The following is a 3,029-nucleotide window of genomic DNA, read 5'->3' as shown; positions in this document are numbered from 1 at the left end:
AGAAGATGATACCTAGTTTCACCTTTTTTTACGAAATTATACACTGTGTATACAGTTTTAATAAAATTTAAACGAAATTATTCAATTGAGCCTGCTTACGCTTAACTTATAGAATAAATCACGATATTTTTCTTACCAACTCTCGAAGACTTTGCTACAAATTCTGAAAATTCATAAACCGTTTATGCGATTATTTTCAAAGTACGTGAAACATGACGAGGGGTTTAAAATCTTGCGTATTTAGCAAAATTTTTTTTACATGCCTCTGCTCTCATCCTATTAGACCATCCAAGATACATGTACACACTTATTTTTTCTTCCAAATTTGATTAATTAAATTTCCATATTCATAAACCCATACATAGCACGATAGTTGCAAGGTAAACCGATACACCAAGTTCGTTCAGAGTTGCTAATACACCTTGATAACATAAAAAAACAGTAGCTGAAAGCTAATAAAACAATATTTTTTCTAAATTATTTTCCAATAGAACATCTCATTTAGGATTCACCTCGTCTTGTTTTGAAAAGATTTCAATTATTTTTATTGAAAAACATTTCTTTCGAAATGCATAATAAAAACTCAATATTTTTTATGCATAAAACAGATAAAATAACTATATATTAGAAGTAAAAAGTATTTCCTAAATAAAAAAATTTACTTCCGTTACATCCGTAGCCGTATATACGGGTTCTATATTCATTTCCATTTTCTCGCTGACAACAATACACATATTTACATGAACTTGAGTATTTTTCACTAAAGAAATGTTAGAAGTGGCCTCAATTGAATAAACAACACTATCACAACCTACTAATTGTTCACCATTCATTTTAATTCCAGTTACTACTTATTCTCCCAGGATACAGTCAATAGTCCTTTTTTCATATACTTTTACTCCGGCACTTTCAATTTTTTATTTTAATAAAAAAGACATGCTTTCCTCTAATTGTCTTTCCAATAATGCAGCTGCAACTTCTAAATCAAGCTGTTTCTAATCGTAGTTTGCACATATTTATTATATATTTTTACAACATTTTCTAAAATTCAATCGAAAAATGTATAGGTATCTGTATAACGGGTAAATTGCATGCATTTCACTCATTTCTTGGTCGTTTTGAGTTCGATATATGCAATCTATTTATATTTCCCCAGCGTTTTTTGCAGTTCTAAATCAAGGTAATGGGCATATCCTAAAATATATAAAACGCGAGAAAAAGCAAAAGTTTGTATTTTTAATTATATCGGGGTGCTTTATAATTGAAAACGTAGTCGTTTGGCTTTAAATTGTGTATCACCGATTCAATTTTAAAAAACAGTTTTATGAAAAACAACAATGAAAGGCTGCTTAATCCATAAAATATCTCTGTTCTATGCTTCCATTTTCTTGATGTAATACCATTCAAAAAACTGAAAAAGAATGGCCTTTATGACCGTACGAAGCATTGTACAATAAACCATCTTAACAACCTAATTGAACAGAATCATCGGCATGTAAAGCGGCACTTCGCCAAATTTTCTGGATTCCAAACTATCCGTCATGCTTCTCCCACCATCAAAGGAATCAAAACCATTAATGCCCTATATAAACAAAAACGAAGTTTGCAACAACCAAAATTCATTTTTTCGACGTACAATGAATTACAGAAATTATTCATATCCGCTTAAATTATAACTTTATTTTGTAAATTAGTGTATATTTTCCCCAAACTTTGCAACACAACCATCTTGATTTTCTTGCCTAGCCAATTTACGTAACAATTTTTTTTGATGTGAAGTTAATTTTATCGGTACAACAACACGAACTATAACGTATTGATCACCTTGACCATATCCACTTACATTTGGGGCTCCTTTTCCTTTTAAACGGAATTCTGTACCCGTTTGTGTTCCTGCTGGGATTTTCAGCTTCACTTTCCCATGAACTGTAGGAACCTCCACTTCAGTGCCAAGTGTAACTTTCGTAAATGTTAATGGCATCTCACAAATAATGTGGTCTCCTTCACGTTCGAAGAATTCATGATTTCTTACATGAACAACTACATATAAATCTCCTGCCGGTCCGCCATTTACGCCCGCTTCACCTTTTCCAGATACACGAATTTGTTGGCCATTATCAATACCAGCTGGAATCTTAACGTTAATTTCTTTACGCTTACGTACTTTACCTGAACCGTGACATGTCATACATTTTTCTTTAATCATTTGACCCGTTCCTGAACAATGACCACAAGCTTGACGGTTTACAATACGACCAAATGGTGTATTTTGTCCTACTCTTACTTGACCTGATCCTGAACAATGTTCACATGTTTCTTTTGAAGTTCCAGGCTTCGCTCCATTACCATGACAAATATCACATGGATCTTCTACCGAAATCTCGATGTTTAGTTCTTTACCAAAAATAGCCTCTTCAAACTCTAAAATAACTTGACATTGTAAATCAACACCTTGAAGTGGAGTATTCGGGTCACGACGTCTGCCACTACCACCAAAAAAAGAACTAAAAGTATCTTCAAAGCCAAAACCTTCACCGAATTCTTGATTTAAACCAACGTGGCCACACTGATCATACTGCGCGCGTTTTTGATCATCACTTAATACTTCATATGCTTCTTGTGCTTCTTTAAACTTTTCAATTGCATTTTTTTCTTTACTTACGTCTGGATGGTATTTTTTAGCCAAACGACGATATGCTTTTTTTATTTCTCCTTTAGAAGCGCCCTTACTAAGGCCCAGTGATTCATAATAGTCTCGTTTACTCATAAATTTGTAACCCCCGAATTTTTCTCATAAACGCAATTTTAACACCGAAAAAAAGTGCTTTGCAACAAAATTGCCACACTTACAGTATGCAAAGCGGCAAATTTAAGATTCACATGCATTTTTCCTTATTAGTAAAAAAACAAAGTCAAGCCACGCTTGACTTTGACTTTTTGTCATCTTACTTATTATGTTTGTACTTAAATTACTTGTCTTCTTTTACTTCTTCAAATTCAGCGTCTACTACATTATCTTTTTTCGCGCC

Annotated in this window: 1 protein-coding gene and 2 pseudogenes; 1 reads left to right on the top strand and 2 read right to left on the bottom strand. The window is 33.0% G+C overall.

All coding sequences use genetic code 11. The features are described from left to right. Nucleotides 1-310: 310 nt before the first annotated feature. A pseudogene (locus ACS2MN_RS30835) lies at nucleotides 311-465 on the bottom strand (IS6 family transposase); the annotation flags it as partial. 937 nt (nucleotides 466-1,402) lie between these two features. Between ACS2MN_RS30835 and ACS2MN_RS30830 the strand changes: the two are divergent. Continuing rightward, a pseudogene (locus tag ACS2MN_RS30830) lies at nucleotides 1,403-1,669 on the top strand (DDE-type integrase/transposase/recombinase); the annotation flags it as partial. A gap of 21 nt (nucleotides 1,670-1,690) precedes the next feature. On the opposite strand, the gene dnaJ reads toward ACS2MN_RS30830, so the two are convergent. Continuing rightward, complete coding sequence (dnaJ, locus tag ACS2MN_RS30825; RefSeq protein ID WP_438894965.1) at nucleotides 1,691-2,767, bottom strand: molecular chaperone DnaJ; 1,077 nt, start codon at nucleotides 2,765-2,767, stop codon at nucleotides 1,691-1,693. Nucleotides 2,768-3,029 lie beyond the last annotated feature (262 nt).

Source organism: Bacillus cereus group sp. BceL062 (genome assembly GCF_051780025.1).
GTDB classification, from domain to species: domain Bacteria; phylum Bacillota; class Bacilli; order Bacillales; family Bacillaceae_G; genus Bacillus_A; species Bacillus_A toyonensis.
This window is presented reverse-complemented; position numbering and strand designations above follow the sequence as displayed.